The following is a 20,251-nucleotide window of genomic DNA, read 5'->3' on the forward strand; positions in this document are numbered from 1 at the left end:
GTGGCTTTAAAGATCAAGCCGCCATTGCTGCACGAGTTCAATCGGGGAAAACTCAATAACCTCAATCGCGTTGAAAACCACGTCAAATTCACCCACCCCCGCATTGATGAACTCAATAGCTTCATCACGCTTTGCTGGATCGATTTGGGTCGCCAATGTGCAATGAGGTGTCCAACTGCCGGGCAAATAATTCGCACGGCACAGGGCTGCGTCCACTTTGGAGTGAACTGCATGGTGCAAGGCTTGCAGTCGTGAAATATCGCTGGGTGCGGTCCACACCACCATGGGGTCTCCATCGAAAAATCGAATTTTGCTAAACCGAATACGCACCGGTGTCGCTTTTAAAAACACATCTCCCAATTGACGTTTAATTTCAGCACCAGAAATGTCTTCAAACATCGCAAAAGTGAAGTGAGGTGGGTATTTAAGCGTCGGCATGGATGGGGACGTCTCGAACATCGATACGTCGTCCCACAATTGAGTGATCGCCCTAGCGCTTTTGTTGCGCGCCACTAGCGAAACCGAACTACCCATAAAACTACCCTTCTGATCAGGACGGATTTAGCCATCAAACACTTGGTGGTGCAACCAGATTGGTTTAGTTTGCTGCCAATCCACTCCACAAAAGCGAATTTCCCACATGTCCTTTGACTTTTCCACCATCGACCCATTTGTCATTGGGATCAGTTTTCTCGCTGTTTTTCTTGTTGCGCTGTCCAAATCTGGTTTGGTGAGTTCACTTAGTTTTGTCGGCGTACCCTTATTGTCCCTCACCATGCCTGTGCGAGAAGCCGTGGGCATCTTGCTGCCCGTTTTGTTGGCCATGGACGTGATCGGCCTTATCGCATATCGACGAGAGGTCCATTGGCCCAACCTTAAAATTCTTCTGCCGGGTGCAATAATTGGCATTTTGCTGGGTTGGGTGTTTTTTGCATATATTTCTGAAGGCACAGTTCGACTGATGATCGGTGTGATCACCGTGATATTTTGCCTTGATGAATGGTTGCCTTTGCGCAAAACCTTGGCTGGCCTTCACCCCTCAAAGCCTTGGGGATGGTTTTGGGGGAGCCTTGCTGGCTTTACCAGCTTTGTCAGCCATACGGGCGGCCCACCCTATCAAATATACATGTTGCCACAGCGCTTAAAACCAACGCTTTACGCCGGAACCGCGGTCGTCTTCTTTTCTGTGGTGAATTCTACAAAACTAATCCCTTACGCATTTTTGGGCCAATTGTCGGTCTCCAACCTTGTGCGATCAGCGTCCCTCATCCCCGTTGCAATTCTTGGCATGTTGTTGGGCGTCTATTTGGTTCGGCGTATCTCTACGGACCTATTTTACAAAATGGCATATGTGTTGGCGTTTATCCTAGCGCTCAAGCTCATCTATGACGGGGTATTGAGTTTCATATAGGCAAAATAAAAGGCCACGAAAATCTTCGTGGCCCAACTCAACTTGATACTAAAAAGAAGTACTATTCTCACCTATTGTCGCGTTCGATTTTGCAATCGCGATATCTCGTCTTTCAGTTCGAGTTTTTTGCGCTTGAGCAGACCGATTTTCAGCTCATCTTGAGCAGGTCGCTGCGATTCGTGGAGGATCTCATCGTCAAGCGTAGCATGACGGCGCTCCAGCGCGTTGAGGTGGGAAGTAGTTGTCATGAAGGCTTCCTTTCTCTGTAAGTACACTGGTAGTGTGTCAAAAAACCGTCACACTGTCCAATCAAGAAATTGATCGCATTTGCAAGAATTGGGATTACAATTAAATCTTTGTGAAAACATTTGTATTATTGAGTATTTTCAACGAACAGACGCAAAAGACATTCAAAAGGCGAATTGCCACATGATGCCACTTACCCCCGAACAACGGGCTGGATTGGGACTAAAATTAGCGTCCAAACGTCAAGAACACAAAGATTTGGACGCCGCTATCCACGCGCTCACCCATTCTGGGCAAAGTGACCCCATGCTGGTGCAACGTCTAAAAAAGAAAAAGCTCACGCTAAAAGACAGAATTATCGAACTCGAGCATATTTTATTGCCTGACATTATTGCTTAGTGCTGATCAGCAGCAGAGAGCAATATATCCAGTAGTTCAATCTCATCATCTCCAACAAATGTGCGATCTTTGCAGCGCCACGCAATCGAAAGCGCCGACCTTACCGCCGCCCAGCGAACCAACTTGAAGCGTTCCACCCCAAACGCTGTCGACCAAAAATCGGCCAAAGCTTCAACTCTGGTCCGATCATAAACAATCTCGCGAATGCCACGCGGATTGCGAAATGCATTCGCCAATTCAAATGCCTTTTCCCCAACAACACCTTTCGCATCAAACGCACAATATCCGCGCGTGCCAAGCCGCACATTCTCATGATGCAAATCACCATGCAGCGGCATAGGAGCTTCCTGTTCGGCCAAAGCGAGCTTGGCCAATTGTTGCGCCTGTCTCATCGCACGCACACCATTCGGATTGGCGTTGGGTGACATGGCTAGTCCCAACAGCGCTTCAAACCATATATCAACAGTTCGCAGTTCAAACTCAACTTTTGGGTTTACCGAATGGATTTTGTTGGCAACTTCAACCAATACAGTATTGGCCGATTGATCGTCGCCATTTCGCGCAACATCGCCCAAAGACGCACCATCCAACCATTCCAAAAGCGCTATTTTTTGATCCGCAAAATGAACTTTTGCGCAACCAAGCCCATTGCGGGAGCGCAGAAAGTCAAATCCCCCTGCCTCATTGCGCATGCCGCGTGGACCGTAAATTTTAAGCGCCAAGGCCGTGCCATCTGACGCCTTCACACGCCAAATATCGCCAAAAGCCGTACTTTCCACAAATTGGGGGTTGCTCAGTTTGTGACTGTTTAGGATATGCGGTTCAGGAAATGGTGCTGTGTTCATAGCAATGCAATAACCCGCGCATTCGTTGGATGCAATATCGCCAAACTTGGCTGATTGCATCAATGATTCGCCCGAATTAGACTTCTGGCCCCTTGCTCAATGCCTCAAGGTAGGCTAAACGCCCTTTTTGACGTAATGCGAGAGGGCTAACATGCCTTTAAACCCGCCAATTGCCATCGTCATGGGCAGTCAATCTGACTGGGCCACAATGCGCCATGCCGCTGAGACGCTTGATCAACTCGAAATCCCTTATGAAGCGCGCATCATTTCTGCGCATCGCACCCCCGACCGCATGTATGATTTCGCGAAATCTGCTGCTGATGACGGTTTTCAAACCATCATCGCTGGCGCAGGTGGCTCAGCGCACTTGCCGGGCATGATTGCCGCTTTGACCTATCTTCCCGTATTTGGCGTTCCGGTGGAAAGCCGCACCATGAAAGGCCTTGATAGCCTTTATTCAATTGTGCAAATGCCAGCGGGTATCCCCGTAGGAACATTGGCCATCGGCAAAGCGGGCGCAACGAACGCCGCCCTTTTGGCCGCAGCTGTTATCGCACTTTCAGATGAAACGGCCCGCGAAGCGTTAATCGCCTACCGCGAAAACCGCACAGCCCAAGTCACCGAGTTTCCACTTGATGAAGAATAAGCTTTCAACCGGCGCAACCATTGGCATTTTAGGCGGCGGGCAGCTTGGTCGCATGATGGCGCTTGCCGCACATCGTTTGGGGCTAAACACCCATATTTATTGCCAGGATCAAAACAGCCCCGCCTTCGCCGTAACCCCGCATAAAACAGTGGCACCCTATGAAGATTTGGCAGCGCTTACTCGGTTTGCTGAACAAGTTGATTGCGTTACTTACGAATTTGAAAATGTTCCAGCCCAAACCGCTGCCGCAATAACAGAAGCTGGAACAAACCTCTTCCCTTCAGCAAAAGCGCTTGAAATTTCACAAGACCGTTTGGTTGAAAAACGCTTCATCTCAACGGTTGGTATTAACGTTGCGCCATTTGCCAAAGTGGACAATCAGCTTGAGCTTGAGGCTGCTGCTCAAAAAATTGGATTGCCCGCAGTTCTGAAAACCCGACGTTTTGGCTATGATGGCAAGGGCCAAGTGATACTCAAAACCGCAGATGATGTAAAAACCGCGTTCAACGCAATCGGTGCGCAACCTGCTATTTTGGAAGGCTTTGTGCCGTTCGACAAAGAAATCTCGGTGATCATCGCGCGTGATCAAGCAGGTCACGTCGCGGCTTACGACCCGGCAGAAAACGTACATGAAAACCACATCCTAAAAACATCCACCGTACCCGGCAATATCAGCGCTGAACTTGGCGAGGCTGCAAAAACCATCGCTTCCCAACTGATCATTGCGCTTGATTATATTGGCGTGATGGGCGTTGAGTTTTTCGTCGTCCCCGACGCAGACGGCGACAAATTGATCGTCAATGAAATCGCACCACGGGTCCATAATTCTGGTCACTGGACTGAAGCAGCATGTGTTGTTGATCAATTTGAACAACACATTCGAGCGGTTGCGGGTTGGGACTTGGGAAGTGCCGAACGACACAACGATGCCGTTATGGAAAATCTCATCGGCGATGAAATTGTTGAAGGCATGGCAACAACAGAATCGAACGCGCAAGTTCACAATTACGGCAAAGCTGAAATCAGACCGGGGCGGAAAATGGGACATATCAATCGGATTTTTCCTAAAAACCGCCCATAATTGCCGCCAATTCTTCGTTTTTTCGCTCCCAAACGCTGGACAAGCCAATCCATGTTTGGTATTCACCCCCCAACGCTTGGCTGGTTCTGCTAGCCGAAGCGCAGTTGGCTTTTTGCCAACTGCGTATTAAAAATTTGATTTTACTCTTTTGAAGGTGGTGTGCCGCGTGCAAGTAGTCGTTCGCGATAACAATGTAGATCAAGCTCTTCGAGCTTTGAAAAAGAAACTTCAACGCGAAGGTGTATTTCGTGAAATGAAGTTACGTAACTACTATGAGAAACCTTCTGAGAAGAGAGCCCGTCAAAAGGCTGAAGCTGTGCGTCGCGCCCGTAAGTTGGCCCGCAAACGCATGCAGCGTGAAGGTTTAGTTTCAGGTGGTGGTCGCTAAGGCGCCCCTCTTTAACGTACAGAATTAAAAAACGCCGCTGATTTTTTCAGCGGCGTTTTTGTTTGTCCAAAAACAAACCGAATTATGCTGCAGCTTCTTTAAGCACCGTTTCAATAGCTTCCTTGAACACTTCGTCAGGCTGCGCGCCAGACAATCCGTATTTATTGCCCATAATGAAAAATGGCACCCCTTGAATGCCTTGCGCTGAGGCATCGGCTGCGGCTTTTTCCACTTCGAGTTGCAAATCTTCTCGAGTAACCAGCGCCAACACTTCTTCTTTGGTGAAGCCATTTGCCGTGCCGATATCGACCAAAACGTCAGGGTCCGATATATTTAGCCCCTCAACATAGCATGCCTTGCTCATGGCCATTGAAACTTCGTGTTGCGTACCCTTGGCTTCTGCCCCGGCGATCAGCACTTGAGCGGGTTGGGATGGATGACGCATTTTTTGTTTGCGCATATCCAACTCTAAACCAGATTTTTTGGCTTCTTCTTCCAATCGGTCCCACATCGGTGCGGGGTCTTTACCGTATTTACGACGCAACATCTCTTCGACATTTTCACCCTCCTTTGCCGCATTTGCATCGAGCAAATAGGGATGGTGAAAAATACTCACCTCAACATCTTCTGGCAGTGCCGCAACGGCGTTGTTTAACCGATGCATGCCCACAAGGCACCATGGGCAAACAGGATCAGAAAAAATATCGATACGTAACGCTGTCACAGCACACACTCCTACTTAAGTTTTTAAGACCTTATCGAAACACTGTTCTCGCCTCAACTCAGGGCTTATTGGGCACTATATTTTTCAAAAAAGGGCTGCACCTGTGCCCAGATACCATCATCCCATAGGCTGGAATGCGTACCCCCTTGCTTAATCCACAAAGTTTCCCCGTTCGGCGTAAGGTCGAACAGACGCCGCCCGTTCTCCACGCCAATCACTTGGTCATCTGTGCCATGGCCAATAAATACTGGCTCTACTACATCCTTAATCCATTCCCGGGACGGGAACTTATCAAGCATGAGAATATCAACAAGAAGGAATGGATACCGCGCCTTCGCCACATCCACAGTCGCGGTGTAAGGAGATTCAAGCACCAATGCTTGCGCTTCACGTTTTGAGGCCACATAGGTCGCCACCCCGCTTCCCAATGAGCGCCCCCACAAGACGATATTTTGATCTCGTGACGCCACCCAATCAAACGCCGCCAATCCGTCTTGCAAAATATTGTCTTGGCCTAAATCACCCTCAGACCCAGGAAACCCGCGATAATCGAATGATAACAGCCCATATCCATCCGCGATGAACTGGGCAAATCTTTTATGCTCCAAAGTGAACGAACCAGTATTACCTCGATAATAGATAAGCGTGGGCTTGCCCGGTTTGGGTGCGCCATACCATCCCAGCAATTGCTTGCCATTACCCGTTTGGATCTGCACAATTTCAATATTGCTCACCCCAAGCTCGATCGGGGTCTTTGTGGTGCCCGCAACCGAATATTGCAAGGAACGCTGAGCGAAGAAAAAGTAAACATGGACCGCTGCATAAAGCGCGATGAGCACCAAAAGCAGCCACTTAACAATTGAGAAAAATCTAGACAATAGAACAAACCTGTTTCTTTAAATGCAGAGCTAGTCTTTGGACTTTAACAGACCAACGGCATTTCTGAACTTCACAATATGGTCAGCGATGCCGGATTGGGCGGTGTTTGTCCAATACCTAGTGTGGGTGGCGAGACGCAAATCATCAACGCCATATTTTGAATAGCTGATGTGCACCTTGTGCTCCAAAACGCCACGACCAAACAATTCAAAACCACCTACCGGGCCGCCCAACACATCGCCTTGCCAAAAAAACAGCGGGTTATGTTCATCAAACATATTCGTCCAGCGCACGCAGGAAAACACCGTGCCATGATGAGCGTAAGCGCGCGGTGCTTTCAGCGCCCATTCGGCCGTGGTTTGGGGGATCGGCATACCTGCATAGTCCGGGCTGAATTCAAGCTTGTCAGGCGTATAAAGCGCCCCAAAATCTTCATTGTAGGGACGCGGAGGCACAACGGGGAACAAGCGCTCTTCTTTCAGCTTTTCAAAATTTTCTACCCCCCGCGCAAGCAAAAACTGCGCGTGACTTAAGGGAGAACCAAAACTGACAAAATCAGTGATTTTCCAATAAGACTGGGTCTCTTCGCCCAGCTTATTGTTGACCGGCCCCGTAAGCCGGATCGCTTCTGCCACTCTGGCCTGCACTTTTTGATAGGCCTGAACGGTTAGCACATTCCAATATCGGCTTTGGTGATTGCGCACAAACAAATCATGTTCGTAAAGCGCCTGTCGCACTTTTTCACCAGGCGGGTTTTCGTTGGTTGGGCCCAGCTCCTCCCACAATAAATGCAAGATGTCATAGGCCACCACCGATCCCAGAGAATGGGCAACGATAACGATGCGGTCATAGGTGGGGTCTGCGTTTAAATCCCGCAGTAAACTTAGCCCGCGTTCGCGCACGTCATGGCGCTTTTTCACTGTATCCGGATGTGCGCCTAAATAGCCCGCGACATCACCCAAATAGGGTAGAAAATATAGGCTTGTGAGTAGGGAAATCAGGACGGTGCCGCCAACCAAAACCGAACGCACCTCGACCCCGCCAATACTAAACAGGATGTAGTAAACCAATACCGCCAACAGCGCATAAGACGGCCAGCGCAATATCCAGCGGAGTTTGGGAATAAGTCGTCCGACCCCCACCATCAGTCCCACGTTCAAAAACCCGATAAAACCGGTTTCCCAAACGCTAAACCGCCCGGTGCCCCCATCCACATTCCACCACAACAGATCAAAAACCGTGCCAACACCCAGTAGCATCACGCCGGAAGCGACAAGACCAACAAGCACGATTAAAAAACAAAGCGCAGACCATGGCCAGACCATGCGATCAACGACAAAGGCTGGGCGCACCGTAACAATGCGCCAAAGCCAGCGCCAAAGATTGCGCAGCTTCGCGTCGTCCAAAATGTCAGCATAATAGAATTCAAAAAAGTCAGTGCGTTTGCCGTCTTTTGCGGCCGGGGTGGTGATGCGCTGAAGGTCGTGGCTGCCTGTTTTACAATCAGGAACAATCCAGCTTTTATTGCCGTCTGGCCCAATATTTCGATCGCCAGGCGCCAGCATTGCTTCATCGGTTGTCCAAAGCGTTTCAACAATACGGCGCATCATGCCCATGGGTCGTTGTTCGCCCATGCCGTGAACCACAACAACTGCTTGTTTTTCGCCTGCCATCGCTCAACGCCTTACATTCAAATGATGCATTTACATTTGCTCAATTCGCCATTGGACACAAGCAGTGCCCTCGCCCAAATTTCAAACAAATCGTCAATTATTCTTGATGTAGTCCAACCCATTTTTATGGGCGCGATTGAGCAGCCCAAACAGTTGAGCGCTATCATTTGTCGAAAAACCTTGAAGCAAAACCGCATTCACCTCGGTATAAAGTGAACTCAGATGAGATTTCTCCTGCGCCTTTTGCGTAGCGAATACCAAAATCGAACGCGCATCTTTACTAGAAGCCCGTTTTTTGACCCATCCCGCTTTTTCCATTCGATCAACCAGCCGAGAAACCGCCGCTTTTTCCGAGTGCATATAGCGGGCCAGTTCGCCAACGCTAACCCCGTCTCTGCGCCAAAGCACACCCAATACGATCCATTGTTGAGGTGACAAGTCGTGGGGTTCTAACTTGATGGCCAATAATTGCTGCGCGCGTGCAGCTGTTGCCGAAACCAATCGGCCCAGCGAATCATGAGGCGGTTTTAAGTCTTTTTCTGCCATTTGATCTTTTTAGTTTACATGGAACATTTAATATATTACATGTAAACTATCATATCGCATTCGAAATGCAATCAACAATGTCGCCAAAGGATACAATAATGAGCCGCCCTGCCGTTAAAGAATATTCACGCACTGCCCGTGCATTGCATTGGACGCTTGCGTTTTTGTTGCTCGCCCTGCTGATCGCCGGGGTCATCATGCACAATAGCGCCGATGACGTGGTGAAGTTTACGATCATCAGACTTCATGCACCATTGGGTATTCTTGCCGGGATTTTGCTGCTCGTGCGCACATTCTTTGCGTTTCGCCATCCCCGCCCGGCTCCAGATCCAAATTGGTCAGCACCAGTAAAATGGGGATCAAAGATCATTCATATTGCGCTTTACGTGGTCCCGCTGGCGCTTGTGGGTTCAGGCATTGGCACCATGTTACTGTCTGGTCTGGGTGAAATTTTACAGTCGGGCCAAGCTGCGCCGTGGCCGAACATGGCCAATGTTTTACCCGCACAGGCCCATGGCTTATTTGCAAAATTGTTCATTGTAAGCTTCGCGCTGCATATTGCCGGTTCGCTTTATCATCAGTTCATTGTCAAAGATAATCTGATCGCCCGCATGTGGCCTGCACCAAAAAACTAACACAAAAAAAGGCGCTCACTGAGCGCCCTTTTCCAATTCAATCCAAAGATCAGCTTAGTGGCCAAAGGCCTTCACGATATCTTCGGTCATTTTTTTCGCATCACCAAACAACATCATGGTGTTATCGCGGAAGAACAATTCGTTCTGCACACCCGCATACCCCGCAGACATGCCCCGTTTGATAAAGAGAACCGTACCTGCATTTTCAACATCCAAAACCGGCATACCGTAAATCGGCGATGTCTTGTCTGTCTTAGCAGATGGATTGGTCACATCGTTCGCACCAATAACAAAGGCAACGTCGGCTTGAGAGAATTCAGAGTTGATATCCTCAAGCTCAAACACTTCGTCATAGGGAACGTTGGCTTCTGCTAGCAACACGTTCATGTGACCCGGCATACGACCAGCAACAGGGTGGATTGCATATTTGACTTCCACACCTTCAGCTTTCAGCAGATCACACATTTCGCGCAGCGCGTGTTGAGCTTGCGCAACCGCCATTCCGTAACCCGGTACGATGATCACTTTGCCAGCGTTTTTCATCATGAAGGCAGCGTCGTCGGCTGAGCCGTGCTTAACAGGACGAGTTTCTTCTTCCCCATCAGCGGCAGGGCCACTATCGCCGCCAAAACCACCAAGGATCACAGAGATAAACGACCGGTTCATCGCCTTACACATAATGTAAGAAAGGATGGCACCAGACGAGCCCACCAGCGCACCAGTGATGATCAACGCGGTATTGCCAAGCGTAAAGCCAATACCCGCAGCCGCCCAACCTGAATATGAGTTGAGCATAGAAACAACCACCGGCATATCAGCGCCACCGATTGGGATGATCATCAAACCACCCAAAACCAGTGCCAACACCGTAATCGCCCAGAACCATGTTGCATCACCAGTTAAGGTGAACTGCCAAACCAGATAGACGAGCAAAGCACCAAGCGCGATATGCAAAATATGGCGCATAGGTAGGATGATCGGCCTGCCGGACATGTTACCGTTTAGCTTGGCAAAGGCGATCACAGAGCCTGTGAACGTAAATGCACCAATGGCAACACCAAGGCTCATTTCAACCAAGGCTTGGGCGTGAATATGTCCGTCAGTTGTGATGCCGAACGCATCAGGTGCGTAAAGCGCAGCAGCGGCCACAAACACTGCAGCTAAGCCAACCAGTGAGTGGAAGGCTGCAACAAGTTGAGGCATATCGGTCATCGCGATGCGACGGGCCATAACAGCACCAATCGCGCCACCAATACCGATACCACCAATGATCAATGCCCAAGAGAGCATATCAGATGGCGCAGCAACCAAAAGCGTTGTTACCACAGCAATACCCATCCCGATAATACCATAAGTATTACCGCGACGCGCAGTTGCAGGAGAAGAAAGGCCCCGAAGCGCCAAGATGAAGAGAACCCCAGAAACGAGGTAAAGAACAGCAGCTATATTTGCAGAAATCATGTCGCTTACCCCTTCTTCTTATACATGGCGAGCATGCGTTGGGTGACCATGAAACCGCCAAAAATGTTGACGCTGGCGAAAACCAAAGCCAGGAAACCAAAGACTTTGGAAATCCAGTTGCCGTCTGCAGCTAGATGCACACCAACCGCGAGCAACGCACCTACAACGATCACCGAAGAGATCGCGTTGGTCACACTCATTAATGGTGTGTGCAACGCTGGGGTCACCGACCACACAACAAAATAGCCAACAAATATAGCCAACACAAAAATCGCCAAACGGAAAACGAATGGGTCAATAGCGCCACCTGATGCAGCGGACGCGGCAGCGGCTGTTGCTGTAGACATTTGATCTAGTGATGCGATCATGATGCCGCTCCCTTCTTGCCACTAAAGGCAGGATGAACAACTGCGCCATCACGGGTCAGTTGAGTTGCGGCCACCAGTTCGTCTTCTGGGTCAACCGCCAATGTTTTTGCTTCCTTATCGATCAATGTCTCAAGGAATGAAGCCAAGTTTTTCGCATAAAGCTGCGAAGCAGATGACGCGACGCGACCGGCCATATTTTCAAAACCGATAATTTTGACGCCCTTATGGTCGACAATTTCATTCAGCTTCGCGCCTTCAACATTGCCACCCCGTTCAACGGCCAAATCAACAAGCACCGACCCCGGCGCCATCGATTCAACCATTTTCTTGGTGATCAGACGTGGGGCAGGACGACCCGGAATGAGCGCTGTAGTAATGACCACATCTTGCTTAGCAATATGGGCCGCCACAAGCTCAGCTTGTTTGGCTTGATATTCCTTGCTCATTTCCTTGGCATAACCGCCCGATGTTTCAGCTTGCTTGAACTCTTCGTCTTCAACAGCAACGAACTTGCCGCCCAAAGATTCAACCTGTTCTTTTGCCGCTGGACGCACATCCGTTGCCGAAACAACCGCACCCAAACGTTTTGCCGTGGCAATGGCTTGTAAGCCAGCAACCCCAGCGCCCATCACGAACGCCTTGGCCGGGCGAATAGTACCCGCCGCTGTCATCATCATTGGAAAGGCCCGGTCAAAGGCAGCAGATGCTTCAATCACCGCTTGATAGCCTGCAAGGTTCGCCTGTGAGGACAATACATCCATCACCTGCGCACGGGTAATCCGAGGCATGAACTCCATTGAAAAGACGCCGAACCCTGCTTTTGCAAGGGCCGCGATATCTTTCTCGTTACCAAATGGGTCCATTTGGCCAATCACCAGTGCGCCTTTGGCGGCACCTTTAAGCGCTGTGGCGGTTGGCCGACGCACGGTCAACACAACATTTGCGCCCTTAATGGTTGCAGATGCAGTGGCAGAGACCGTGGCCCCTGCCGCTTTATAGTCCGCATCGGGAATTTTGGAGCCTTCGCCGGCTCCTTTTTCAACGCTAACTTTAGCGCCGAGCCCGATATATTTTTTCACCGTTTCCGGTGTTGCCGCCACACGGGCTTCGTTGGCGGCAGTTTCGCGTAAGATCGCTATCTTCATGCCTTACTCCCTGGGCTTGCTTACAAACCCAAACGCATTAACAAAAATGCGCCGCCCCCACACTTGCGGCACGACAATAATCGTTAGCCGTTAGGCCACGAGGAAGAAATACATCAAAACCAGCACCACAACGATGGCGATGGTTGCGTATTTCAGCACATTCATAACGCTCGAATATGTCTTAGATTGCTCTTCAAAGAGCTTTTCAGCTTCGGTAGCCATTTAATTCTCCGTTTAACAAATCAATTTCAGACGCCAATCAGGCGTCCATTTCTTCTAACTCGTCAATTAGACCTTCGATCATTGAAAGCCCAAGCGACCAGAAATTCGGGTCTTTAGCGTCCAAGCCAAATGGCGCTAACAATTCTGAGTGATGTTTGGACCCGCCAGCGCGCAACAAGTCAAGATAGCGTGTCGCAAATCCGTCCTCTGATTTTTGATATTGCGCATAAAGCGAGTTCACAAGGCAATCACCGAACGCATAAGCATAGACATAAAACGGCGCATGGATGAAGTGTGGCACGTAAGACCAAAAGCTCTCATACCCCTCATTCAGCACAACAGATGGCCCCAAGCTCTCTTTGGAGACGTCCAGCCACATTTGATTGAGCTCTTCAACTTTCAACTCGCCATTGCGACGGGCCGTATGCACTTTGCGCTCAAACGTATAAAACGAGATTTGGCGCACAACCGTATTCAGCATGTCTTCGACTTTGCCAGACAATAGAGCGAAACGTGCTTTTTTGTCCGTTGTCGCTTCTAGCAACGACCTAAAGGTGAGCATTTCCCCAAACACGCTTGCCGTTTCCGCCAAAGTAAGCGGTGTCGACGCCATCAATGGACCCTGATCGGCAGCCAGCACTTGGTGAACCCCATGCCCCAATTCGTGCGCCAACGTCATCACGTCTCGTGCTTTACCCAAATAGTTGAGCATCAAATAAGGGTGCGCACTTGGCACCGTGGGATGGGCAAAAGCACCTGGCGCTTTGCCTTCACGCACCGGCGCATCAATCCAGCCGGAACCAAAAAACGGCTTGGCGATTTCAGCTAATTCAGGGGAGAATTTGCCATAGGCTGACATCACCATCTCAGTGGCTTCATCCCAATTGAACAAACGATCATCATCGTTGGGCAATGGCGCGTTGCGGTCCCAAGCGTTCAGCTTTTCCATGCCGAACCATTTTGCCTTCATCGCATAATAGCGATGCGACAATTTTGGATAGGCTTCGCGCACAGCTGTTTCCAACGCATCAACGACTTCGCGTTCAACCGAGTTCGCCATGTGACGGCTGTCCGCCACATCTTCATAACCGCGCCAACGGTCAGATATCTCTTTATCTTTGGCCAACACATTAGTGATGTGCGTGAACAGGCGATGGTTTTCGCCAAGCGTTCCAACAAGACCTTTAAACGCCGCTTCGCGAACCGTGCCGTCTTTGTCGGTCATTTTGGTCAATGTTGGCTCCAGCGCCAACATTTCGCCATCAACATTAAACTTTAAGCTCGCCATTGTTTCATCAAACAAGCGGTTCCAGGCAGAGCGCCCGGTGACCGATTTGTCATGGAACAATTCTTCGACCCGATCTTCCAATTGATAGGGTTTGGCTTTGCGCAACTCGTCAAACCATGGCTTATAACGCGCAAGCGCTGCGTCTTTCTCAAAAGCCGCAGAAAAGATTGAATCATCGATCCGGTTCAACTCAAGGGAGAAGAACAACATTGGCGTGGAGAAGCTTGTGAGTTTCTCATTCATATCGCCCATGAATTTTGACCGGTCAGGATCCGTTGTATTTTGCGCATATTGCAAATAGGCGAAAGAGCCAAGCCGCCCCATCTTGTCTGAAAGTGCTTCATAGCGATTGATCGTATCGATCAGGCCACCATTTTTGGCCAACTCTTCTAGTTTGCCTTTATAGTCAGCGGCAAAGCTTTTTGCTTCTTGTTCGCAAAATTCTATATCAGCTTGAAGTTCAGGGCTTTCAAGACCTGGATATAGGTCATCAAGGTCCCATTCAGGCAAATTACCAAATTCCGCTCCAGCGGCTTTTTCCACCGGGGCACCAAATACTGCTTTGTTCATGTTGAAAAACGAAAACTCCAATAAGATTTACGTTAAACATTAGCACATTCGCAAAGCTTGTGAAGAGTAGCTTTGACCAATACGCAATGTCTTTGCCCAGACCATCGGGTAGTTCAAAATGATGTGAAAACCCCTCACTAACTACGCCAAAGTTTTCGATACCCAAACGCACCAATGTGCGTTTGACCCAAGATGTAAATCACTATTCAAGACTTCCACAAAGTCATTTTCAAATTAAAAACCAGGACTTCATTCGTATGGAGGTAGGTACGGGGGCAACCTAAAAGTTAAAATTTATACTTAAATCACTGTTAAGAACTCACCCCTACTCTGCCCCAAAATAGAACAGTTCGATGATTCGCGTATCGGCCTTGGCCTGATGCGACCATATTTGATTGTGAGTAGTTTGTTTAATGGCCAAAGTCCTGATTATCGACGATGATCCCGTGCAATGCCGCCTTAGTGCAGAGATTTTAAAAGCAAATGGTTACGAGGCAATCGACGTTTTGTCGGGTGCTGAGGGCCTAGAGATTTTGGCTGAAGACGAAATTGATGCGCTGATTTTGGATTTGATCATGCCCGAGATGGACGGCATGGGCGTTATGGCTGAAATGAAAAAACGCGGCATGAATCACCCCGTTATTGTTCAAACTGCAAATTCATCTATCGAAACCATTGTTACCGCCATGCGGCACGGCGCAGTTGACTTTTTTGTCAAACCCGTTGCCCCCGAACGTTTGGTCATTTCGCTGCAAAACGCTCTAAAACGGCAGAGCTTAGAAACGTGCCTGCGCACAGAGCAAAACCGGCTGTCTGGCCAGTTTGGCTTTGATGACATCATCACAAAATCTCCTGTTATGGATCGGGTAAAACAGCTTGGGCTAAAAGCGGGTGCCAGCAATATTCCTGTTCTCATCGAAGGGGAAAGCGGCACCGGTAAAGAACTGATCGCCCGCGCTATTCAAAGCGCATCAAAACGCGCAAACAAACCTTTTATCACCGTAAACTGCGGCGCAATCCCTGCCAATCTTGTTGAATCCATTCTTTTTGGACACAAAAAGGGGTCGTTCACCGGGGCGACCACCGATCAAAAAGGTAAGTTCCAAGAAGCAGATGGCGGCACGCTATTTTTGGACGAAATCGGCGAGCTTCCACTCGACATGCAAGTGAAGCTACTGCGCGCATTACAAGAGGGTGAAGTCGAACCTATTGGCGCGACGAAAATCGAAAAAGTAGATGTTCGAATTGTTTCAGCCACCAACAAACGGCTGCTTAATTTGACCAAAGAAGGTCATTTTCGCGAAGACCTATATTACCGTCTAAATGTGTTTCCGATCTACTTGCCCCCTCTAAGGGAGAGAATGAACGATTTGGACGCACTGGTTAGCCATTTCATCACCCGTTTCGCCGCACAAGAGGGACGCCAAATCTCGCAATGCGACCCCCAAGCCATGCAATTGCTCAAAAAATTCGCGTGGCCTGGGAATGTAAGGCAGCTCGAAAACACCGTTTATCGCGCTGTTGTGTTGGCGACCAATTCTATATTGCAGGTCGACGACTTCCCCCAAATCCGCGCATCGATTGACGGCACTGATGCCATGAGGGCTGAGTTGGCAAATCAACCTCAACTCGTTCGCCCGGTTCATATTGATGACCTATCCGCACCAAATCCATCTCAAGCATCAACAGTAGAGACCGTTGCCGACCGATTTATCGCAACAAATGGCGAAATTGCGCCGCTCGACCATGTTGAAAGAGATTTGATCGCTTTTGCCCTAGATCAACATCAGGGCAGAATGAGCGCTGTTGCGCGCGCATTGGGCATCGGGCGATCAACTTTGTATCGAAAACTCAAAGAATACGACCTCGAAGAAAACGCAGCTTAACGTCAAATCCTGCATTTCATTCTTTTTCCAGTAACATTTATGCGAAATACTTGGCTTCGACATAATCTCAGCGTATAAATCGCCAACATTTTGCATTTGTTGAATGCGTTAAGTTTGTGGCGCAACGCTGGAAACTTCGTCTATCGCAAGCTAATGAAGGCTTTTGAGGACTTTGAGGGAAAAAAATGCGCTGTAAAATTCGGTCACTGATTCTCGGTTTAAGCCTAGCCAGTTTAACTGCCTTTAGCGCGAATGCCCAAGAAATGGTGTTGGTAAACGGTATCGAGGCGACCCGTGTCGTTATCGGCCCTGCAACATCTCCATTGGCCAAAATCATCAAATCTGGTTTGCGCGACGACTACTATGGCGCAAAAGCCGGGTCGCGGGTTTGGACGAATGCGCAAGGTCTTTACTATTTTTATGGCGCGCGCAACTTCGAACCACTTTGGCTAGAAGATAATGGCGACAAAGTCGCATTCTCACAAAAAGCGCTTGGCATTCTCAGCCTGTTTGAAAAAGCTGATGCCGAAGGATTGCGCCCCGCTGACTATTTGACACCAGCTCTAAACATCGACGCAGCTCAAAATGACCCGCAGCTTTTAGCGCAAGTGGAAACGGCATTTTCCGATGCCGCCATTCTTTATGCCAAACACGCATCAGGTGGACGAATTCTGCCCGGCGCAGTTTCAAGCTCAATCACATTACGGCCTACCCGTGTGGACTTGGCAAAATTGCGCGTTGACCTTGTTAGCGCCAAAGATCCGGCTCAATTGCTACAAAACATGCATCCAACACATGTAGAGTTTAAAGCGCTACGCGCCGAGCTTGCAAAAAAAATGACTGGCCCAGAAATTGACCAGATCATCGTGCCCGACGGCAAATTGATGAAAGTGGGTAAATCTGACCCACGGATGCCAATTTTGCGCGAACGGTTGCAAATCGAACTGCTTGACCCCAGCAGCGAATTTATTTTTGATCAGGCTGCCGTAGACGCCGTAAAAGATTTTCAAACTTCAATTGGCTTGATTGCTGATGGCGTAATTGGCCCTGCAACAGTGGCGGCGCTAAACGGTGCCCATGGTGCAAGCGTTGAAGATATTGTCGCCAATATGGAACGCTGGCGATGGATGCCCAAAAATTTGGGCGATTTTCACGTTTTCGTCAATATTCCTGAATTCCGTCTGCAGGTCAGAAAATCCGGCGTCGTGCAACACGCAACACGCGTGGTGGTTGGAAAACCGAAGCATAAAACACCCGTATTTTCGGACGAAATTGAACATGTTGTGGTCAATCCTTACTGGAACGTCCCCTATTCAATCGCCACAAAAGAACTGCTGCCGAGCGCCAATGGCAACCCCGGCTATTTCGATGCTCGCAATTATGAATTGCTCGCCGGTGGCAAAGTCATCAATGCATCGTCCGTTGATTGGGCGAACATCAACCCGAAAAAACCACCTTTCCGCATCCGGCAACGTCCCGGGCGCGGCAATGCGCTAGGGACCATCAAATTCCTTTTCCCAAACCAGCACTCTGTTTATCTGCACGACACGCCTTCCAAGTCATTGTTCGGACGTACCTATCGCGCATTTTCACATGGCTGCGTGCGCGTCCACAACCCGCTTGAATTCGCCAACGCGTTGTTGCGGTATGAACCCTCGCTCGATCTTAAAAAGATCAAGGGCATGATGGGCGGCTCGGAAAAATGGAACAATCTTGGCGACCATATCCCGGTTCACCTCGCCTATTTCACCTTGCGAATTGGTGATGATGGAACAGTGCGCAGCTATGGTGACGTTTATGGCCATCACAAAAAGCTCCTTTCACTTTTAAACTCGTAAGACCCGGCTATATTCCTCTGCCTAGCCCCGCCAATATTCTGGGTCGGGCAGATTGACGCATATGCCTTGGTTCAGCCTCTTTTCTCACCCATATAAAAGAGGTAAGTTGAGTTTTGTGCTAAATGAATTAGGGGCAAAGGACGCGTCTTTTATCGTTAACAAATTCTCATCTTATTTCGGTTAAGATGATTAAAATTTGTAGAGTAAAAGGCGTCCAAAAAGTGTTGGGTATATTGGGCAGATTTAGGGCAAACGCCAAGTTTCAGGCAAACATTATGAAGCGTGCGTTTATTTTGTTAGCAGCAACCGTGCTTGCGGTGGTCAGTATTGCTGGACCGGCAATGGCTGCACGCGATCGCACCTTGTACCTTTATTATACCCACACCAAAGAAACCGCCAAAATCACCTTTAAGCGCAATGGCCGCTATGACAAAAAAGGTTTAGCCCAGCTCAATGCATTTTTGCGCGACTGGCGACGTAATGAACCCACCAAAATGGACCCCCGTCTTTTTGATTTGATCTGGGAAGTCTATCAAGACGTTGGCGCCAAAAAACCAGTTCACGTTGTTTCCGCTTACCGTTCGCCAAAAACCAACGAAATGTTGCGGTCACGCTCCAGCGCTGTGGCGAAAAACTCTAACCACACGCGCGGCTTGGCGATGGATTTTTTCATTCCCGGTGTCCCAATTTCCAAATTGCGACGAGCGGCGATGAAAAAGCAAATGGGCGGTGTTGGATATTATCCAACATCCGGCAGCCCATTTGTTCATCTTGATACGGGCAGCGTTCGCGCATGGCCACGCATGACCACGGCTCAACTGAAAAAGGTTTTCCCCAAGGGCAAAACCATGCACATACCATCCAACGGTGTTGTGCTTTCCAAAGCCGGATACGCCAAAGCAAAGGCAGACTACAGACGCTGCAAGCAAATCCCTTGTAATGGGACCACACGCGTTGCTAGCCTTCAAAAAGACGATAATGATGCAGGCTCAGGCCGCACATTGATGGACGTTTTGTTTGGTCGCAACAAAGACGATGTTAAAGTTGCAAAAGCGCCTGCACAACGGGCCGTACAATCTCAAGTGATCAAGGTCGCAGCATTGGGGCAACTTCCCCCAAGCCGCCCTGTTGCCCTGCAAACACCAAATTTAAATACCGCCCCGGCGCAAGCGGAACTGGCCATTGCGGTTGCCGAAATCTCGGTCACCCCGCCTATCCGGCCGGAAACCGTTTTGTTGGCTACAGCTACATCACCCCTTGTCGAGGATGACTTTGTCATTCAAGTGCCATCACGGTTTGCTGTCGCATCGATTGATCCAAATGAGTTGCCAAACCCATCTCGTTTTGTTGAAGACGCCAGCGCTCAATCTGGCATAATTCCTCAATTGCCAAATCGAGCAGGCATAAATGCGGCACCAAATGCCAATGCAGCTGACGCGCTGCTTGCTGCCTATGCGCCAACATCTCCGCCAGCTTCACCCGACGCTCAAAAGGCGCTTGAAATTATCTTGAACCGCCAAAACGGCGCAACTGAATTACGCAAAACGTTTGGCGAAACAAATGACAAAACAAACCTTGGATCGGGCATTCGTGCAGCCCTTGCAACAGCATCACTGCAACCCGACTTCAACGATTTTACGTCCATTTTGCAAAACGCACGGATAGGCAATACAAAATCGACCGTCATGAAACCCACATATGAATTGCAGCAGCGTGCTGGGGAACTTCATGCGCCAGATCTTGAACATGTGCTCGATCTCATGACTGAACCTGCAAGGTTCCAAAGCACCCAATATGCGGTGATGTTTGAGCCAGATGAAGCCGATTTGGCCCCTTCAGTTGTGATGGGCGACAAATCTCAATTTGGTTTCGTATCGAAGTTCGAGCAGATCGTTGTGGGCAACATCAGCTTCAAACCCACAAATTCACTGTAAAACTCATCTTTTTATTATGAAATTCGCGACCTTTCGCCGCCTACTGGTTGCGCGGGTCCTGAACTA

General features: G+C 49.2%; 21 protein-coding genes. 9 read left to right on the plus strand and 12 right to left on the minus strand.

Translation table 11 applies throughout. The features are described 5' to 3' along the window. Positions 1-6 precede the first annotated feature (6 nt). Positions 7-534 (minus strand): 2'-5' RNA ligase family protein, encoded by a 528-nt coding sequence (locus ACSHWX_RS05470; protein WP_435667184.1) that lies wholly within the window; start codon positions 532-534, stop codon positions 7-9. A gap of 106 nt (positions 535-640) precedes the next feature. On the opposite strand from ACSHWX_RS05470, the gene ACSHWX_RS05475 reads away from it, so the two are divergent. After that, positions 641-1,411, plus strand: coding sequence for a sulfite exporter TauE/SafE family protein (locus ACSHWX_RS05475; RefSeq protein WP_435667185.1), 771 nt, complete (start codon positions 641-643; stop codon positions 1,409-1,411). 71 nt (positions 1,412-1,482) lie between these two features. On the opposite strand, the gene ACSHWX_RS05480 is transcribed toward ACSHWX_RS05475, so the two are convergent. Continuing rightward, the gene (locus ACSHWX_RS05480; protein WP_435667186.1) at positions 1,483-1,659 is read right to left on the minus strand and encodes a YdcH family protein; all 177 of its coding nucleotides are present in this window, start codon (positions 1,657-1,659) and stop codon (positions 1,483-1,485) included. 181 nt (positions 1,660-1,840) lie between these two features. Between ACSHWX_RS05480 and ACSHWX_RS05485 the strand changes: the two genes are divergently transcribed. Next, positions 1,841-2,056 carry a YdcH family protein gene (locus ACSHWX_RS05485; protein WP_435667187.1) on the plus strand — a complete coding sequence of 72 codons (216 nt, stop codon included), beginning with the start codon at positions 1,841-1,843 and terminating at the stop codon, positions 2,054-2,056. Here ACSHWX_RS05485 and ACSHWX_RS05490 read toward each other — a convergent pair. Then, positions 2,053-2,961 carry an aminoglycoside phosphotransferase family protein gene (locus ACSHWX_RS05490; protein ID WP_435667188.1) on the minus strand — a complete coding sequence of 303 codons (909 nt, stop codon included), beginning with the start codon at positions 2,959-2,961 and terminating at the stop codon, positions 2,053-2,055. The two genes, ACSHWX_RS05485 and ACSHWX_RS05490, sit on opposite strands and share 4 nt — an antisense overlap. Positions 2,962-3,052: 91 nt before the next feature. Between ACSHWX_RS05490 and purE the strand changes: the two genes are divergently transcribed. The 3 genes from purE (at position 3,053) to rpsU (ending at position 5,016) form a co-directional block, all read left to right on the plus strand. Continuing rightward, positions 3,053-3,547, plus strand: coding sequence for a 5-(carboxyamino)imidazole ribonucleotide mutase (gene purE, locus ACSHWX_RS05495; RefSeq protein ID WP_435667189.1), 495 nt, complete (start codon positions 3,053-3,055; stop codon positions 3,545-3,547). Continuing rightward, on the plus strand, positions 3,537-4,628 hold the full coding sequence (locus ACSHWX_RS05500; RefSeq protein ID WP_435667190.1) for a 5-(carboxyamino)imidazole ribonucleotide synthase: 1,092 nt from the start codon (positions 3,537-3,539) through the stop codon (positions 4,626-4,628). Before purE ends, ACSHWX_RS05500 begins: the two co-directional genes overlap by 11 nt. Before the next feature lie 166 nt (positions 4,629-4,794). Then, entirely contained in the window at positions 4,795-5,016 is a 222-nt protein-coding gene (gene rpsU / locus ACSHWX_RS05505; RefSeq protein WP_435667191.1) for a 30S ribosomal protein S21, read from the plus strand. Positions 5,017-5,098: 82 nt separating this feature from the next. Here the strand turns inward: rpsU and ACSHWX_RS05510 are convergent, their stop codons facing one another. The 4 genes from ACSHWX_RS05510 to ACSHWX_RS05525 all read right to left on the minus strand — a co-directional run bounded on the left by ACSHWX_RS05510 (position 5,099) and on the right by ACSHWX_RS05525 (position 8,838). Further along, entirely contained in the window at positions 5,099-5,740 is a 642-nt protein-coding gene (locus ACSHWX_RS05510) for a DsbA family oxidoreductase (RefSeq protein ID WP_435667192.1), read from the minus strand. Between the two features lie 65 nt (positions 5,741-5,805). Beyond that, entirely contained in the window at positions 5,806-6,618 is an 813-nt protein-coding gene (locus ACSHWX_RS05515; RefSeq protein ID WP_435667193.1) for an alpha/beta hydrolase, read from the minus strand. Positions 6,619-6,648: 30 nt separating this feature from the next. Further along, complete coding sequence (locus ACSHWX_RS05520) at positions 6,649-8,292, minus strand: hypothetical protein (protein ID WP_435667194.1); 1,644 nt, start codon at positions 8,290-8,292, stop codon at positions 6,649-6,651. Between the two features lie 93 nt (positions 8,293-8,385). Further along, complete coding sequence (locus tag ACSHWX_RS05525; protein WP_435667195.1) at positions 8,386-8,838, minus strand: MarR family winged helix-turn-helix transcriptional regulator; 453 nt, start codon at positions 8,836-8,838, stop codon at positions 8,386-8,388. Between the two features lie 98 nt (positions 8,839-8,936). Between ACSHWX_RS05525 and ACSHWX_RS05530 the strand changes: the two genes are divergently transcribed. Beyond that, a complete protein-coding gene (locus ACSHWX_RS05530; RefSeq protein ID WP_435667196.1) occupies positions 8,937-9,473 on the plus strand; it encodes a cytochrome b in 537 nt (178 codons plus the stop codon). Positions 9,474-9,527: 54 nt separating this feature from the next. Here the strand turns inward: ACSHWX_RS05530 and ACSHWX_RS05535 are convergent, their stop codons facing one another. From ACSHWX_RS05535 to ACSHWX_RS05555, 5 genes are all read right to left on the minus strand, one after another. Then, entirely contained in the window at positions 9,528-10,931 is a 1,404-nt protein-coding gene (locus ACSHWX_RS05535; RefSeq protein ID WP_435667283.1) for an NAD(P)(+) transhydrogenase (Re/Si-specific) subunit beta, read from the minus strand. A gap of 8 nt (positions 10,932-10,939) precedes the next feature. Continuing rightward, positions 10,940-11,302, minus strand: coding sequence for a proton-translocating transhydrogenase family protein (locus ACSHWX_RS05540; RefSeq protein ID WP_435667197.1), 363 nt, complete (start codon positions 11,300-11,302; stop codon positions 10,940-10,942). Continuing rightward, complete coding sequence (locus ACSHWX_RS05545) at positions 11,299-12,447, minus strand: Re/Si-specific NAD(P)(+) transhydrogenase subunit alpha (protein WP_435667198.1); 1,149 nt, start codon at positions 12,445-12,447, stop codon at positions 11,299-11,301. The genes ACSHWX_RS05540 and ACSHWX_RS05545 overlap by 4 nt, the downstream gene beginning before the upstream one ends. Positions 12,448-12,537: 90 nt before the next feature. After that, entirely contained in the window at positions 12,538-12,669 is a 132-nt protein-coding gene (locus ACSHWX_RS05550) for an aa3-type cytochrome c oxidase subunit IV (RefSeq protein ID WP_435667199.1), read from the minus strand. 37 nt (positions 12,670-12,706) lie between these two features. Continuing rightward, the gene (locus ACSHWX_RS05555) at positions 12,707-14,548 is read right to left on the minus strand and encodes a M3 family oligoendopeptidase (protein WP_435667200.1); all 1,842 of its coding nucleotides are present in this window, start codon (positions 14,546-14,548) and stop codon (positions 12,707-12,709) included. A 392-nt stretch (positions 14,549-14,940) separates the two neighbouring features. On the opposite strand from ACSHWX_RS05555, the gene ACSHWX_RS05560 reads away from it, so the two are divergent. From ACSHWX_RS05560 to ACSHWX_RS05570, 3 genes are all read left to right on the plus strand, one after another. Further along, the gene (locus ACSHWX_RS05560; protein ID WP_435667201.1) at positions 14,941-16,413 is read left to right on the plus strand and encodes a sigma-54-dependent transcriptional regulator; all 1,473 of its coding nucleotides are present in this window, start codon (positions 14,941-14,943) and stop codon (positions 16,411-16,413) included. A 185-nt stretch (positions 16,414-16,598) separates the two neighbouring features. Next, positions 16,599-18,251 (plus strand): L,D-transpeptidase family protein, encoded by a 1,653-nt coding sequence (locus tag ACSHWX_RS05565; RefSeq protein ID WP_435667202.1) that lies wholly within the window; start codon positions 16,599-16,601, stop codon positions 18,249-18,251. A gap of 275 nt (positions 18,252-18,526) precedes the next feature. Next, positions 18,527-20,185 carry a DUF882 domain-containing protein gene (locus tag ACSHWX_RS05570; protein ID WP_435667203.1) on the plus strand — a complete coding sequence of 553 codons (1,659 nt, stop codon included), beginning with the start codon at positions 18,527-18,529 and terminating at the stop codon, positions 20,183-20,185. Positions 20,186-20,251 lie beyond the last annotated feature (66 nt).

Origin of the sequence: Maritalea sp., from assembly GCF_051251695.1 — a bacterium.
Taxonomy (GTDB): domain Bacteria; phylum Pseudomonadota; class Alphaproteobacteria; order Rhizobiales; family Devosiaceae; genus Maritalea.

Bases quoted from the DNA above. Each gene is read 5' to 3' on its own strand.
- ACSHWX_RS05545 (WP_435667198.1), bottom strand. From the start codon at position 12,447: ATGAAGATAGCGATCTTACGCGAAACTGCCGCCAACGAAGCCCGTGTG.
- ACSHWX_RS05570 (WP_435667203.1), top strand. From the start codon at position 18,527: ATGAAGCGTGCGTTTATTTTGTTAGCAGCAACCGTGCTTGCGGTGGTC.
- purE (WP_435667189.1), top strand. From the start codon at position 3,053: ATGCCTTTAAACCCGCCAATTGCCATCGTCATGGGCAGTCAATCTGAC.
- ACSHWX_RS05550 (WP_435667199.1), bottom strand. From the start codon at position 12,669: ATGGCTACCGAAGCTGAAAAGCTCTTTGAAGAGCAATCTAAGACATAT.
- ACSHWX_RS05480 (WP_435667186.1), bottom strand. From the start codon at position 1,659: ATGACAACTACTTCCCACCTCAACGCGCTGGAGCGCCGTCATGCTACG.
- ACSHWX_RS05540 (WP_435667197.1), bottom strand. From the start codon at position 11,302: ATGATCGCATCACTAGATCAAATGTCTACAGCAACAGCCGCTGCCGCG.
- ACSHWX_RS05485 (WP_435667187.1), top strand. From the start codon at position 1,841: ATGATGCCACTTACCCCCGAACAACGGGCTGGATTGGGACTAAAATTA.
- ACSHWX_RS05475 (WP_435667185.1), top strand. From the start codon at position 641: ATGTCCTTTGACTTTTCCACCATCGACCCATTTGTCATTGGGATCAGT.
- ACSHWX_RS05560 (WP_435667201.1), top strand. From the start codon at position 14,941: ATGGCCAAAGTCCTGATTATCGACGATGATCCCGTGCAATGCCGCCTT.
- ACSHWX_RS05500 (WP_435667190.1), top strand. From the start codon at position 3,537: ATGAAGAATAAGCTTTCAACCGGCGCAACCATTGGCATTTTAGGCGGC.
- ACSHWX_RS05470 (WP_435667184.1), bottom strand. From the start codon at position 534: ATGGGTAGTTCGGTTTCGCTAGTGGCGCGCAACAAAAGCGCTAGGGCG.
- ACSHWX_RS05525 (WP_435667195.1), bottom strand. From the start codon at position 8,838: ATGGCAGAAAAAGACTTAAAACCGCCTCATGATTCGCTGGGCCGATTG.
- ACSHWX_RS05520 (WP_435667194.1), bottom strand. From the start codon at position 8,292: ATGGCAGGCGAAAAACAAGCAGTTGTTGTGGTTCACGGCATGGGCGAA.
- ACSHWX_RS05565 (WP_435667202.1), top strand. From the start codon at position 16,599: ATGCGCTGTAAAATTCGGTCACTGATTCTCGGTTTAAGCCTAGCCAGT.
- ACSHWX_RS05530 (WP_435667196.1), top strand. From the start codon at position 8,937: ATGAGCCGCCCTGCCGTTAAAGAATATTCACGCACTGCCCGTGCATTG.
- ACSHWX_RS05490 (WP_435667188.1), bottom strand. From the start codon at position 2,961: ATGCAATCAGCCAAGTTTGGCGATATTGCATCCAACGAATGCGCGGGT.